Below are 13,503 nucleotides of genomic sequence, written 5' to 3' on the forward strand. Positions count from 1 at the left end.
TCTCGATACCTTACGCCTTAGAAACCGGAGCCTGCTTGAGCAGGGCATCCACCACCTGTTCCATATGCATTCCGCGGCTGCCCTTCACGAGGAGCACGTCGCCTTCGCAGACCACTTCGCCCAAAAACTCAATCACGTCCTGCACAGAATCGAAATGGAAAGCCTGCTCCAGGCCGCCTTCCTTGGCGCCTTTCACATATTCCTTCGCATCCTCGCCCACAGCGAGCAGCAGGTCGAAATTCATCTCGGGAACGAGCTTTCCGATTTCGCGGTGCATTTCGCGACTCGCCTTTCCGAGTTCCAGCATGTCGCCGAGGACTGCGATACGGCAGCCGCGCACGTTCATGTTGCCGATGGTCTGAAGCGCCATGCGGGTAGAAGAGGGGTTCGCGTTGTAGCAGTCCGAAACAATCTTAAATCCGTTGCCCTTGCGGAATTCCATGCGCATGTTTGTCGCATGGAAAGCCTTGAGCGCCTTCGCGATATCGGCCTTCGGCACGCGGAAAGCCTCGCCCACGGCAATCGCCGCAAGCGCATTGTAGAGGTTGTGCGTCCCCGGCACGCTCAGTTCGAAATGCGTGCGGCCGACATAGAAATCGGCACAGGCGTTCTCGTTCCAGGTGAGCCTTTCGGGCTTCACGATTCCGCGATGCACGCCGAACGTGACGACCTTCATGTTCTTTGTCGAACGCACCTTGCAGAGGCGCGGGTCATCGGCATTCACGATCAAGGTGCCGTTCGTCTTGAGGCCATCCTTGATGGTAATTTTTTCGCGGAACACGCCGTCCAAATCGCCAAGGCGTTCCAGATGCGAAGCGCCGATGTTCGTAATCACGGCGACATCGGGTTCTGCGGCCAGCGAAAGCGGGCGGATTTCATCGGGACCGCTCGTTCCCATCTCGACGACAGCAGCCTCATGGCTGTGCTTCAGCTGGAACAGCGTCATCGGCACGCCAATATGGTTGTTGAAGTTGCCCTGCGTCGCATGGGTCTTGTATTTCATGGAGAGCACGGCCTTCGTCATCTCCTTGGTGGTCGTCTTGCCGTTGCTTCCGGTAATGGCGACCTTCTTCACCTTGAAGAGCCTCTGGTAGCCCTTGGCGAGCTTGAGCAGCGCCTTGGTGGTATCTTCCACCGGGGCATACATCTTGATGGAATTGCTTTCTACGGATTCCTGGTTCACAACGCTCATCAGCGCACCATCCTTTTCCATTTGAGAGACAAACTTGTGCGCATCGAAACGCGCTCCCTTTATAGGCCAGAACACTACGCCCTTGGCCTTCTCGCGTGAATCCATGCAGAGATTCACTTTCCGCTTCAAGACGCTGGCCGGAACACCCACGGCGGATGTTTCCAGGATTTCCAGCATTTCGCGGACTGTCAAATCAAGCTTTAACATTCTTCCATCGCCTTCACCGCTTCTTCGCGGTCGTCAAAATGATGCTTCGTCTTGCCGACGATCTGGTAATCTTCGTGGCCCTTGCCCGCAATTACGAGCCAATCGCCATCCTTCAGCGCGGCACATGCCTTGCGGATGGCTTCCGCACGGTCCGCCACGACCTCAAACTTGTCCGTACTCATTCCCGCGCGCACATCCTCGATAATCGCGAGCGGGTCTTCCGTGCGCGGGTTGTCGGAAGTGAGCCAAGCCTTGTCGGCAATCGTTTCCGCGATGTGGCCCATGATGGGGCGCTTGGTGCGGTCGCGGTCACCTCCGCAGCCGAATACCGTAGAGAGCGTCCCGCGGCAGAGCTTGCGCGCCGTCGTAAGCACGCGTTCCAGGGCGTCGGGCGTATGCGCATAGTCGACCACGACATGCTTTCCGTCCTTGTTCCAAACCTTCTCGAAACGTCCCGGCACGCGGACGCTCGCAAGCGCAGCACGCATCGAGAGTTCCGGGATTCCGACCGCATTCGCCCAGGCGAGCACAAGCAACACGTTATCCACGTTAAAGTCGCCACAGAGGGGCGTCTCGAATTTTTCCTTCGCAACGGCAGGCAGGCTGAACACGAGGCCGTTCTCGGTATTCTGCACGTCGCCTTCCGGCTTCACGGAGGCCTTCGCATTCCCGAGTCTCGAAACCGCGACGGCATTTTTCCCGAGCGTCTTCAGTTCATCAAAAAGTCTCTCACCGTGCGCATCGTCGATGTTCACCACGGCAACGCCATCATCGGCAAGGTATTTCGTAAAGAGGAGTTTCTTGGCCTCGAAATAGGCATCCATCGTCTTGTGGTAATCGAGATGGTCTTGCGTGAGGTTGCTGAAGAGCCCGCTCCTGAAGCGAATTCCGGCCACGCGCCCCTGGTGCAGCGAATGGCTCGACGTTTCCATGACGAGGTCGGTGCATCCGGCCGCAACAGCCTTCGAGGCAAACGCGAACAAATCCAAAAGGCCCGGAGTCGTGAGCGTCGCGGGAACGGACGATTCGCCAATCTTGTTCTTGATGGTGCCGAGGAGAGCCGTTTTCCGGCCTGCCGATTCAAGCATCGCATTCATGAGGAAGGCGCTGGTCGTCTTGCCGTTCGTACCTGTCACCGCATGGCAGCGGAGCTTCGCGAACGGATCCTTGTAAAATACACGGGCTGCTTCCAGGCGAGCTTCCTTCACGTCCGAGACCTGGATCCACTTGGAGGCAAGCCCTGCAGGGGCAGCCTGTTCGCTCACCACGGCAACGGCACCCGAAGCAAGGGCGCTGCGCGCAAATTCTTCATAGCCATCCGCGGGCATGGAGAAGAACAGGTCCTGCGCCTTCACGCGGCGGGAATCGTCGCAAAGTCCCTTGACAGACAAATTCTGCATCAAAGCTTCCGAAATCATCAACCTCTCTCCTTAAGCTTCAGCTTGCAAATTGTACCCTTGCGTAGTTCTTCCTCCGGCATCGGGGACTGCGCCACGACATGGCCCTTGCCCTCGTATTCCACGTTCACGCGGATGTTGCCCATAATTTCCATGGCGTCGCGCAGCGAAAGCCCCTTCAAGTCAGGCATCTTCGATGCGGCCATCTCGCCAAGGACAAGCGTCACGCCCGCCGTATCGGATGTGTTCTGGCGCTGGGAAATAACGCGGGAACCCACGCCGTCAAAAGCCACCTTGCAGTTCCTGTCGCTTGCAACCTTTTTCGCGCCATCGAGCGGCATTCCCATAAAATCGACATCGCAGGGAGTATCGCGTTTCACCTGCGCCAGGTTATACGAAATCGGCGAAAGTTGCGGATGGAAGTAGATCCCTTCCATAATCCGACGGAAAATAGGGCCCGCCGTGACGCCACCCGTATGTCCGCGGTCCTTGTCCATATTCGGGTCATCGACCAAGACCATGCACACGTAGCGAACATCCTCGATCGGAGCAAGGCCAATAAGCGAAGCAACCTGGCGATTCTTGTCGTACTTGCGCGTCACGTGGTTATACTTTTCGGCCGTACCCGTCTTGCCACCAAAAATCACATTCGGAATCTTCTTGCTCATCGCCTGCTTTGCCGTTCCCTTCTTGTCATACACCACGCGCTGGAGCATCTTGCGGATAGAGGCCGCAGTCTTCTCCGAAATCACGCGGCGAACGGCCGTCGGCTTTTTCTTGTCGACCACGTTGCCCTGCCAATCGCGCCATTCCTTCACAATCATCGGCTCCATGAGCACACCGCCGTTCGCGATTGCCGCATACGCCATCGCCATCTGTATCGGGGTCACCATCACGGCATGCCCGTAGCCCATCGTCATGAGCGTACGCGCATCGCGTTCCAGTTCGAAGGGCTTCAACAGGCGTCCGCTTTCCTCGCCCTGGAAATATTCCGAAGTCTGGATGCCAATACCGAAGCTGCGCGCCATGCGATAGAACCTGTCGGCGCCAACCGCATCCGCGACCCTCGCAAAGTACACGTTCGAGGACTGTGCCATGGCCTCGGGCATATCCACCTCCCCGATGACATGGGAATCGCAAATCGGCTTCTCGTTCTTGAACTTCGGATTGCCTTCCCACCATTCCCAGCAGCGCCCGCCATTGCTCGGGTAAACCTTGTCCGGCGAAACAATGCCGTCTTCGAGGGCGGCGGCAGCCGTAATCACCTTGAAGGTAGAGCCCGGCTCGTAGGGAAGCGAAACGATGTCATTCTTGGCCATGCGCCCCACGCCCTGCGTTCTAGAATTCGGGTCAAACGTCGGATAACTCGCCATCGCGAGGATTTCTCCCGTAACGGGCTCGATGACCACAGCGCTTGCACTTGCCGCCTGGAACTCCTCGACGCCATCCTTCAAGGCCTTCTCGACAATTTCCTGCATGTTGCGGTCGATGGTGAGGACTAGGTTCAGTCCCGGTTCCGCCTTCGCCACTTCCTCGGAACGGCTGTAAATTTCGCGCTTCTGGACATCGCGCACGCCCACGCGTATCCCTTCGATTCCGCTCAACGTGGTGTCGAACACCTTCTCCATGCCCATGTTGCCGCGGCCGTTGAAATCGAGTTTCCCGACAATCTGGCTCGCCAGATGCCCCTGCAAGAATATGCGGCTATAGTCATCGACGCCCTTCGTGGTATCGCGATAGTTGTCGGCAAACACAATACCGTTCCTGTCCATGATGCGCCCGCGACCCGCATACACGTTGCGCGTACTCGTCACGCGATCCTTCGTCTTGGTCTGGTAGACTTCGCTGTTGAGCACCTGGATGTTGAAAGTCTGCCACATCAGCACGCCGACGAGGCTCATCACGACCCACTTGAGGAAGGCCAGCGGTTCCAATTTTACCCTATTGTACACCGGGACCTCCCGCATCCATCACCTTCACGGGGACACCATTGAGCCCGAGCCCCACCGAGTCGGCAAAGCCGCACAGGTATTCGAGCGACGAATACTGATTTATTTTTAGGTCCAGCATCAAAATGTCGCGCTTCAAAAAAACGATCTCGTTCGAAAGCGCATAGGACTTCGAATAGAGCGCATTCACCCTGTTCTGAAGGTACAAGGGAGTCACGAGGCCGATGACAATCAGCACGAACACAACCGCAACGATCAGGAAGGTCGCCCTGTTCGTCTTCGGTACCGGCAATTTATCCGTAGCGCTCATACCCGTTCGTACACCCTCAGTTTCGCAGAGCGAGCCCTGCTGTTCCTTGCAATCTCTTCACTTGTCGGCAAAATCGGCTTGCGGTTCACCTTGCGCAGGCGCTGGTGATTGCCGCCGCACGTGCACACCGGCTGGCGTTCGGGGCAAATGCAGGCCCTCTCGAACTTCGCGGCGGTTTCCTTCACGCAGCGGTCCTCCACCGAATGGTAGCTCATCACCACCAGGCGACCACCCACCTTGAGGCAGTCCACCGCGGCGCTCAGGCTATCTTCAATCTCCTTGAGTTCGCCATTCACTTCCATGCGTATAGCCTGGAAAACGCGTGCCAAAAGGCCGTTCACTTCGCGCTTCTTGTCGGGGAATACCGATTCCACCACGGCCTTCACGTCGGAAGGGAGAATATCGCGGTTCCCGGCCTTCACCGTGCCCGCCATTTCTACAAGGCGGGTTGCAAGCTTGAACGCACGGTCCATATCCGCATTCTTGCGGAGGGCCGCGGCAAGCGTTTCTGCATCGACATTCTTGAGCCATTCCTGCGCAGATACACCTTCACGGCGGTCCATGCGGAGATCGAGCGGATTATCGCCCACAAAGGTGAACCCGCGCTTGGAATCGTCAACCTGGTGGCTGCTGATTCCCAAATCGTAAAGAATGCCGTCGAGAGTATTCGGTGCAATCTCGTTCTTCAGTTCACCGAAGCGCACCGGATGCACAACGAACTTGCACTTTACACCCGCAAGGCGCTTGGTCGCAAACGCAACGGCTTCCTCGTCACGGTCAAACGCGTGGAGCGTTCCGCCTTCGTTTAATTTGTTCGCAATCGCGTAGGAATGTCCGCCACCGCCGAGCGTGCAGTCGCCATAGGTACCATCAGGCCTGATGTTCAGCCCATCAAGGCATTCGGCAAGCATCACGGGGTCGTGATAGAACACGCCATCGGTAGCGCCGGCAAGAGCCGCAGAATATTCGTTTGTCTGTAAATTAGTTTGTCTGAGGTCAGCGTTTGCCATCAAGACCTCCCGACGAACCGATTAGGCGGAACATTTCGTCGAACGACTTCTGAGCAGCATCGGTATCGATCTTGCTCTTGTTTTCGAATCGTTCGGGGTTCCACAATTCCAGAGAGCGTCCACGACCGGGAGTGTAAACCACTTCTGTCGTGAGACCCGCATATTCCAACAATTTCTTGGGAATAAGAATGCGGTTCTGGCCATCCATTTCTACTAGGCTGGCATCGAGCTGTTTCCGGAATTCATCGGCTCGAGGGCGATCTATGAACGCATCGAGTTCGGCCATGAATTTGGCGTACTCAGGCAGCATGTACAACCGGAGGGTGTGGTCCGGGTCGCGAGCGACTACGAACTCAGTCCCTTCGGTAGCCCACAGCTGGCGACGGAGTTCCCTGGGGAAGGAAGACCTTCCCTTTCCGTCTATCGCCGTCTTGGCGCTGCCTATGAAATAGCCTAAATCCATTTGATTCCTTGACACACTTTGCCACAACACTTATAACACATGGTAAAATTAAACATTTTCTACCACTACGGCAATAAAATTTTGGAATATCGCCCCCAGAAACCGGAAAACTTACAGAAAGCATACCTCGTACCGAGGTCCGATTTCATTTTGGTGTTCAGATGAGCATTGTTAATTTTTAGTACACAAAAAAACCGGCATCATTGCCGGTCTATTTTTGGGAAGGCAAGGTTTACGCCCTAGTCCTTAAGGCAACGAACAGAAAGCCCTTCGTACTTGCCGTTGTGAGTCAGTCCCGCATTGTCGAGGTCGTAGTACAAGTCCATGAAGAACGCGCTGTAGCCATCGTATTCAGTAGAACTCCAGAACCTCACTACGTCACCCTCTCTGTAGTAATCAAAGATGTCCCTGAAGCCGGCGGGCAACGCGGAAAAGCCGAAAGCATCGGTGCCGTTGCCACTGCTGTTCCAGCCGCTAGTGGACTTGAGTACCTTACCCGCTGTACTGGAACCACCAACTGTCGTAATCAACGTATTCCATTCCGTGGAGTCCGGCAGGTGCCAACCCTCGGGACAAACACCACGTACCAGATAGTCCGGCGAGCAGGTCATACCGATTACACTGTAACCGCAGCCCTTGCCGTTTGTGCTCCACGTACCAACGCTATCCATGGCTGCAGCCCAGGTGTATAGGCGACCGTACTTGGTGCTGTAGGATGCGTCGTTGTCGTAGTACCAACTAGTAGAATCGAGGGTGTTGCCACTATGGTTATAAGGGACACCGGTGTATGCGTAGTTAAGGTTTTCGGCCATCCAAGTTTGGGTGCCGATTTTCACGGTCCTATACGTCTGGCCGTCGCGGGAGTCGGTCATAGTTCCAGTGGGCACACTTGTCTTGCTATCGCTCGACTTCGGTGTGACGCTGGGCGAAGAATCCTTCCCGTCCGGACGCGAGATAAAGCCGCTATCGTCATCGCTACAGGCGACAAACATCACGGGCAAAAGCAATACAAACAAAACTTTCAAGACACGCATTCGTCCTCCTTAAAAAATGCGTCCAAAAATATAGCGCTTATCGAGTCTCGCGCAAATACTTGATGGCGGCAAGGCTAGCAATGGCGCCCTCGCCCACGGCGACAGCAACCTGCAACGTACCGCCGGTGCAGTCCCCCGCGGCAAACAGGCCGGGAACCGTCGTCATGTAATCCTTGTCCAGCACGACGCTGCCGCCGTCGAAGGCGGCTCCCGCCTTCCGCGCAAGATCCATGGCACTTGCGCTGCCGAGGGCGACAAACAGCCCGTCGAGTTTCAGTTCCTCGCCATCATCGAACTTTACGCCGCCAAACGTTCCCTCGCCCACAAGGCCCGCGAGCTTTCGCTTGTCAATTCTTACTTTGTCTGTGAATTCAGCCGTCGGTTCCGCACCATTCGTAAGGAGCGTCACACTTCCGACCACATTCAGGAGTTCATTGCATTCATGCAGGGCATACTCGCCCGACCCAAGAACCGCGACATCCTTCCCGCGGTAAAAGAACGCATCGCACACCGCGCAGTAGCTCACGCCGTGGCCTTCCATCTCGGCCATACCCGGGAGAGGAGTCTTCTTGCGGGCAGAACCCGTCGCCATGATGCACGCGCGACCACGGTACTCGCCCTTGAGCCCCGTCGCCACGAATTCCTTCCCGTCGAAAAACAGGTCGGTCACCTCGTCCTCTACAAGGTTCGCCCCGAGCCGCTCGGCCTGGTTCTTGCCCACCTCATAGAGTTCTGCGCCCGTCAGCGGTTTCTCCAGGCCGTAATAATTCTCTATCATGTGCGCCTTTTCGAGCGCACCGGCGCCCTTCCCGACCAAGATAACGTCCAAGCCGGCACGCAACGCATAAAGCGATGCCGAAACGCCCGCTGGGCCCTGACCAATAATCAACATATCTGCCATAAATACCTCTCGTTGTAAAAATACGAAATTTCCACACATTTTTTTACACTTGTTTTCAAAAAGCGGTTTTGCATACGGGGCAAATTAAGTTATTTTAGATAATAGAATAGAGGATTTTATATGGAACGTAAAAAGCCCCGCGACATGTTCGTCGAAGCAGGCTACGGCCCGAACTTCGCCGACCAGCTAATCCAGAACGCATTCAGCAAACTCTTCGAGGGCGACCCCATCGACGAGCGCGTGTGCTTCGAGGCCGCCGACGACATGGCATACATCATCGACATCGGCCACGACGACATCCGCTCCGAAGGCATGAGCTACGGCATGTTCATTGCCGCCCTCACCGGCCACGACAAGCTTTTCCAGAAACTCTGGAACTTCGCGAAGAAATACCTGCGCAACGACGACGGCCCGCACAAGGGCTACTACTCCTGGCAAGTCTCCACCACCGACTTCTCGATGATGGACCCGGGTGCAGCCCCCGACGGCGAGGAATACATCGCGGCAGCCCTCCTCATCGCCGCAAAGAAGTTTGGCCGCGACGACTACAAGCAGGAGGCCATCGAGCTCATCAACTGCATCAAGAACAAACCGTTCAACGAACTCGTCGGCCCGATGATCGACCCCGAACGTAAACTCATCAAGTTCTCGCCCGTGCTCGGCAACGACTTTACCGACCCGAGCTACCACACCATCGCATTCTACCGTGCCTACGCCGATGCGACCGGCGACAACGAATGGCTCGAGATTGCCAAAAACAGCATCGAATACCTGAAGAAGGCCGCCCACCCCGAAACGGGCCTCTGCGGCGACTACTCCGAATACGACGGCACGCCCAAAGCCATGCCCTGGTTTCCCGAGAGCAACTGCTTCAGCGGCGACGCCTGGCGCGTTGCGCTCAACCTGAGCCTCGACTACGCACTCTTTGGCGGCGACGAGAGCGAGAAGGAAATCTGCACGCGCCTGCTGAACTTCTTCGAGAACAGGAGGCCCTACCTCTCTGACTACGCGACCGACGGCGGGCCCTACCCGCGCCAGGGCCGCAACGCTACGCCGGGCATCATCGCGATGAACGCGGCCGCGACACAAGTCCTCGATTCCGAAGACCCGCTGGTAAAGCCTTTCGTCAAAGACCTCGCGGCACTTTCCGTCCCGTTCCGCTTCTGGCGCTACTACGACGGCATGCTCTACATCATCGGGCTCTTGGCAACTGCCGGAAAAATTGAATTCTAAAACAAGGAGATCCAAATGAAACAGAGAACATTGCTCATCGGCCTGTCGCTTACGGCAGCTCTCGCTTTCACCGCCTGCGACGACATCCGCACGCAGGAATTTCCCGATGGCAAGGTGCGCATGGAATCCACCTATGTCAACGACAAGAAGCAGGGTATCGAAAAGGAATACTACAATAGCGGAACCCTCAGGCGCGAAACGAACTTCAACGCAGACCGCAAGGAAGGCGTGCAGAAGGAATACTACGAAGACGGCACCCTCCAGGCCGAAACTCCGTATGCCGACGGCTACATCGAAGGCGAAGTCGTCAAGTACCACAAGAACGGCAAGCTCGCTTCCAAGGCCAAATACCAGAAGAACAAGCAGATTGAATTCGGCGAAATGTACGATCCGGACGGTTCTCCCGCGACAGACGGCAGCTACAAGGACCCGCGCGACGGCTACGCCTACCAGTGGATCCGCATCGGCACCCAGGTGTGGACCGCCGAGAACATGAACTTCGGCACCTTCGAAGGTTCCGTGTGCAACCAGTGCAACCACTGGGGCCGCCTCTACAACTTCGAGAATGCGAAGAAGGCCTGCCTCGACGGCTTCCACATGCCCACCAAGGAAGAATGGAAGACGCTCCTCACCTTCGCCGAGACAAGCGGCAAGGTCGGCACCGTGCTCAAGGCCGGTTTCGGCTGGGACCCCATCAAGGAAGGCGGCAATGACTACGGCAACGGCAAGGACGAGCTCGGGTTCGGCGTGAAGGCCGGTGGCGCCCACTTCGCAAAGAGTGACGTCCCGCTGAAGGAACGCAAGTTCGAAGACGCCGGCAAGAAGGCCTACCTCTGGACCGCCGAAGGCGAAGTGCTCGTGTTCTACCACGACAAGGACATCGCGAAGTTCGAGAAGTTCAATCCCGAATTCGGAGCGAGCCTCCGCTGCCTGAAGGACTAGCGAGCGTTCTCACTTCAGTCTTTTCACTTTATAAGTAAAGCCCTCGGTCGCTGCCGAGGGCTTTGCCATTACAATCCTAATGACCAATAACTAATGACTAACAACTACGTCGTATATTCCGCGTTGATCTTCACGTAGCCGTAGCTCAGGTCGCAGGTGAACGCGCTTGCGGATGCCTGACCGATGTTGAGCACGAGCGTTACTTTGTATTCACGCTGGCGAACCACAGCATGGAGTGCCGCCGTCTGAGCTTCGTCGAGCTGGAGCGGGCGCCCGCCTTCAAGCACCTTCACGTCGCCAAAGTACAGGTCGGTGTGTTCGGCCACCATGTTGCAACCGCTGGAACCCGCACTGCTGAGGATGCGGCCCCAGTTCGGGTCTTCACCGAACATTGCGCACTTCGCGAGGTTGGATGTCCCGATGAAGCGCGCCATGCGGAGCGCTTCTTCGTGGCTTTCTGCCTTCTCGATACGCAGTTCGATAAGCTTGGTGGCACCTTCGCCATCACGCACGATGTCTTTTGCGAGGCTCTGCATAATAAGCATGAGGGCTGCACGGAACTCGCCCTGTTCGCTCAAGCTCAGGTCTTCGTAACGGAGTCCGCTCATGCCGTTCGCAAGCAAGATGCACGTGTCGTTCGTGCTCGTGTCGCCGTCCACGGTAATCGCATTGAAGGAATCGGCGATGTCGGCACGGAATTCGGCGAAGAAGTCTATGGGGAGCGAGATGTCGGTCGTGATGAAGGCAAGCATCGTCGCCATGTTCGGGTGAATCATGCCCGAGCCCTTGCAGGCGCCGCCAATCGTAATCACGCCCTTTTCCGTCTGGATTTCCACGGCGTGGCTCTTGAGGGCAAGGTCGGTCGTAAGGATGGCGCGGCCGAATTCTTCGGAAGCGTCGGCGTGCAGTTTTTCCACGAGCTTCGGGATTCCCGCCTCGATCTTGTCCATCGGCATCAGGTGGCCAATCACGCCCGTGCTGCAAACGAGCACGCTCTTCGGGGTAAGGCCAAGGGCCTCCTCGGTCATCACGGCCATGCGTTCGGCATCCTTGTAGCCCTGTTCGCCGGTGCAGGCGTTCGCATTGCCGCTGTTCACTACGACCGCAGTCGCGAAATGGGCATGTTCAAGCGCAGCCTTGTCGTACAGTACCGGAGCGGCCTTCACCTTGTTGGTGGTAAAGACGGCGAAGCAACGGGCCGCCTTCTCGCTTTTCAAAAGCGCCATGTCGGCGTTACCGCTGGCCTTGATGCCAGCGCAAATTCCAGATGCGGTAAAGCCCTTGGGGGAGCAAACGCCGCCTTTTTCCAGCACAGTGTACATAGTATCTCCTAAAAAGAAGCTTTCTTTGCGATTCGGGGCTCGCAACGCCCGTTAAAATTTTTACCTTGTAGAGCATGGAAAAGATCCCGTTTACACAAGAAGCTTACGACCAGCTCGTCAAAGCACTCGAAAATTTAAAAAATGTAGAACGCCCGCGCGTCCTGCAAGAATTAGTTGATGCCCGTGCACAGGGCGATTTGAGCGAGAACGCCGAATACCATGCCGCGAAGGAACGTCTCGCCTCCATCGACAATATCGAAATGCCCAAGCTCCAGGACCAGCTGGCCAGGGCCGAAGTCGTCGCGTTCGACCCGAACTCCGACACCATCCGCTTCGGCGCGAAGGTCACGCTCATCAACGCCAAGACCAAGAAAAACGTCGTCTACCAGCTGGTGAGCCCCGAAGAAGCCGACGCCCTCAACGGCAAAATCAGCTTCAAGAGCCCCATCGGCGCCGCCCTCATGGGCAAGAAGAAGGGAGAAACCGTCGAGGTGACAACCCCGAGAGGCGTCAACAAGTTCGAAATCGTCGACTTCAGCTAAGGTACCCCCAACCCGCATGATTGTCACGCTCATCGGCAAGGACGAATTCAGCAAGGAAGCTCGAATCGGGAAATTCCTCGAGGAAGCCCTCGGCGACCGCAAGGACGACCCGATGTCCAGGCAAATCCTCTTTGCCACGGATACCAACATCCCTTCCATCGCCGATGCCGTCATCACTGCCTGCGATTCCGTCTCCATGTTCGCCCCCGAACAGGTTGTCGTCGTCCGCAAGGGCGAAGCGCTCAAGGCAGACGACAGCAAGGCCCTAGCCAAGTGGCTGAGCCACAATCCCCAGTGCAAGCTCCTCTTCGAATTCGAGAAGCTCGATGCCCGCGGCGAACTGTTCAAGGCGCTCAAGGGCGCAGGCGAAATCGAGAAATTCGAGGAACCCAAGCAGTACAAGATGGCCGAATGGATCGACGCCGCCATCCCCTCGCACTTCAACAAGGCGATTGACCGCGACGCAAGCCGCTACCTCGCCGAGGCTCTCGGCACCGACACCAAGCTCGTCTGCGAAGAAGTCGAGAAGGTGCTGCTTTTCGCTCCGGACTGCAAGAAGATTACGCTCGACCTCGTCCGCACCATGATCGTGCCGCAACGCGAGATGGTATCGTACGAAATCAACGATTCGTTCGGGCTGCGCGACGCAAAACAATACGCCCGCATGCTCAACGAGCTCTTGAACAACGGAGTGAACGCCATCCAGATCGCGGGTTCGCTCTACCGTTACTCCGTCGACCTGCTGAACTTCTCCTCCCTCCTAGACAAGGGGATGACGCCGAAGGATGCAGCCGCCGAACTCGGCAAGAACGACTACATCTTCAACGTGAAAGGCCGCGCCCCCGAATGTGCGCGACGCTGGAGCAAGCCGCTCCTCTGCCGCGTCATCCGCCGACTCGCCGATCTCGATTACGAATTCAAAAGCGGACTCTGCAGCACCCGCATTGCGCAGGAACTCGCGCTCGCGGCCCTCGTTATCCGGTAATGAAACCTGGGAGCGC

At 56.8% G+C, this 13,503-nt stretch carries 13 protein-coding genes; 4 read left to right on the forward strand and 9 right to left on the reverse strand.

Annotated elements, in window-relative coordinates; all coding sequences use genetic code 11:
• Window positions 1-10 precede the first annotated feature (10 nt).
• From B2952_RS09040 to B2952_RS09075, 8 genes are all read right to left on the reverse strand, one after another.
• The gene (locus B2952_RS09040) at window positions 11-1,399 is read right to left on the reverse strand and encodes a UDP-N-acetylmuramoyl-tripeptide--D-alanyl-D-alanine ligase (protein ID WP_173365135.1); all 1,389 of its coding nucleotides are present in this window, start codon (window positions 1,397-1,399) and stop codon (window positions 11-13) included.
• Complete coding sequence (locus tag B2952_RS09045) at window positions 1,393-2,817, reverse strand: UDP-N-acetylmuramoyl-L-alanyl-D-glutamate--2,6-diaminopimelate ligase (RefSeq protein ID WP_290734355.1); 1,425 nt, start codon at window positions 2,815-2,817, stop codon at window positions 1,393-1,395. The genes B2952_RS09040 and B2952_RS09045 overlap by 7 nt, the downstream gene beginning before the upstream one ends.
• Complete coding sequence (locus B2952_RS09050) at window positions 2,817-4,748, reverse strand: penicillin-binding transpeptidase domain-containing protein (RefSeq protein WP_290723229.1); 1,932 nt, start codon at window positions 4,746-4,748, stop codon at window positions 2,817-2,819. Before B2952_RS09050 ends, B2952_RS09045 begins: the two co-directional genes overlap by 1 nt.
• The gene (locus B2952_RS09055) at window positions 4,738-5,055 is read right to left on the reverse strand and encodes a hypothetical protein (RefSeq protein WP_290734353.1); all 318 of its coding nucleotides are present in this window, start codon (window positions 5,053-5,055) and stop codon (window positions 4,738-4,740) included. Before B2952_RS09055 ends, B2952_RS09050 begins: the two co-directional genes overlap by 11 nt.
• Window positions 5,052-6,065 carry a 16S rRNA (cytosine(1402)-N(4))-methyltransferase RsmH gene (gene rsmH / locus B2952_RS09060; RefSeq protein ID WP_290734350.1) on the reverse strand — a complete coding sequence of 338 codons (1,014 nt, stop codon included), beginning with the start codon at window positions 6,063-6,065 and terminating at the stop codon, window positions 5,052-5,054. The genes B2952_RS09055 and rsmH overlap by 4 nt, the downstream gene beginning before the upstream one ends.
• Window positions 6,052-6,528, reverse strand: a complete 477-nt coding sequence (locus B2952_RS09065; RefSeq protein WP_173365130.1) for a division/cell wall cluster transcriptional repressor MraZ — start codon at window positions 6,526-6,528, stop codon at window positions 6,052-6,054. The genes rsmH and B2952_RS09065 overlap by 14 nt, the downstream gene beginning before the upstream one ends.
• Before the next feature lie 239 nt (window positions 6,529-6,767).
• Window positions 6,768-7,562, reverse strand: coding sequence for a fibrobacter succinogenes major paralogous domain-containing protein (locus B2952_RS09070; RefSeq protein WP_173365129.1), 795 nt, complete (start codon window positions 7,560-7,562; stop codon window positions 6,768-6,770).
• A 37-nt stretch (window positions 7,563-7,599) separates the two neighbouring features.
• Window positions 7,600-8,463 carry an NAD(P)/FAD-dependent oxidoreductase gene (locus B2952_RS09075; RefSeq protein ID WP_290729009.1) on the reverse strand — a complete coding sequence of 288 codons (864 nt, stop codon included), beginning with the start codon at window positions 8,461-8,463 and terminating at the stop codon, window positions 7,600-7,602.
• 120 nt (window positions 8,464-8,583) lie between these two features.
• Between B2952_RS09075 and B2952_RS09080 the strand changes: the two genes are divergently transcribed.
• Complete coding sequence (locus tag B2952_RS09080) at window positions 8,584-9,696, forward strand: glycosyl hydrolase family 8 (RefSeq protein ID WP_290734347.1); 1,113 nt, start codon at window positions 8,584-8,586, stop codon at window positions 9,694-9,696.
• Between the two features lie 15 nt (window positions 9,697-9,711).
• Complete coding sequence (locus B2952_RS09085; protein WP_290723242.1) at window positions 9,712-10,638, forward strand: FISUMP domain-containing protein; 927 nt, start codon at window positions 9,712-9,714, stop codon at window positions 10,636-10,638.
• Between the two features lie 104 nt (window positions 10,639-10,742).
• On the opposite strand, the gene argJ is transcribed toward B2952_RS09085, so the two are convergent.
• Window positions 10,743-11,960 (reverse strand): bifunctional glutamate N-acetyltransferase/amino-acid acetyltransferase ArgJ, encoded by a 1,218-nt coding sequence (gene argJ, locus B2952_RS09090; protein ID WP_072808701.1) that lies wholly within the window; start codon window positions 11,958-11,960, stop codon window positions 10,743-10,745.
• Between the two features lie 74 nt (window positions 11,961-12,034).
• Here argJ and greA point away from each other — a divergent pair, with 74 nt between their 5' ends.
• Both greA and holA read left to right on the forward strand, forming a co-directional pair.
• Complete coding sequence (gene greA / locus B2952_RS09095; RefSeq protein ID WP_173365124.1) at window positions 12,035-12,502, forward strand: transcription elongation factor GreA; 468 nt, start codon at window positions 12,035-12,037, stop codon at window positions 12,500-12,502.
• 16 nt (window positions 12,503-12,518) lie between these two features.
• Window positions 12,519-13,487, forward strand: coding sequence for a DNA polymerase III subunit delta (gene holA, locus B2952_RS09100; RefSeq protein ID WP_290729015.1), 969 nt, complete (start codon window positions 12,519-12,521; stop codon window positions 13,485-13,487).
• Window positions 13,488-13,503: the final 16 nt, after the last annotated feature.

Source organism: Fibrobacter sp. UBA7003 (assembly GCA_002449765.1).
GTDB lineage: Bacteria > Fibrobacterota > Fibrobacteria > Fibrobacterales > Fibrobacteraceae > Fibrobacter.